We start from the raw sequence: 544 nt of genomic DNA, 5'->3' as shown, positions 1-544 counted from the left end.
AAGGCAAATGGGCGATCCACCCCTCGCAGATCGCTTTGGCCAACGACGTGTTCTCGCCGCCGGAAAAGGAGGTCACGCGCGCCCGCCGCATCCTCGAGGTGCTCAAGGAAGCCGAAGCGCTCGGCAAGGGCGCCGCCGCGCTCGACGGCAAGATGATCGACGCGGCATCCGAACGCATGGCGCGCAACGTGCTGGTGGTGAGCGAGGCAATCGAGCGCACCGGCCAAGCTGCAGCGCACTGACAATTACCGGGAGGAAAAGATGGACATTCACGAATACCAGGCCAAGGAACTGCTCGCCCGCCACGGCGTGCATGTGCCGCGCGGCGGGCTTGCCTACAGCCCCGAACAGGCAACCTACCGGGCGCGCGAGATCGGCGGCGCGAAATGGGTGCTGAAGGCGCAGGTTCATTCCGGCGCGCGCGGCAAGGCCGGCGGCATCAAACTCTGTTCCAATGACGAGGAGATCTCCAACGCGGCGGAAGCCATGCTCGGGCGCAAGCTGGTGACCCACCAGACCGGCCCGCGCGGCAAGCTGATCTCGC

1 protein-coding gene and 1 pseudogene are annotated in these 544 nt (G+C 66.4%); both read left to right on the top strand.

Annotated features, from left to right (window positions below; genetic code table 11):
- Positions 1-242, top strand: a pseudogene (locus RFM40_RS33680) (CoA ester lyase); the annotation flags it as partial.
- A gap of 19 nt (positions 243-261) precedes the next feature.
- Positions 262-544: ATP-grasp domain-containing protein (locus RFM40_RS33675; RefSeq protein WP_320279070.1), on the top strand; the 283-nt coding region annotated here is incomplete at its 3' end.

This window comes from Mesorhizobium captivum, from assembly GCF_033977165.1.
Lineage (GTDB): Bacteria > Pseudomonadota > Alphaproteobacteria > Rhizobiales > Rhizobiaceae > Mesorhizobium > Mesorhizobium captivum.
This window is presented reverse-complemented; position numbering and strand designations above follow the sequence as displayed.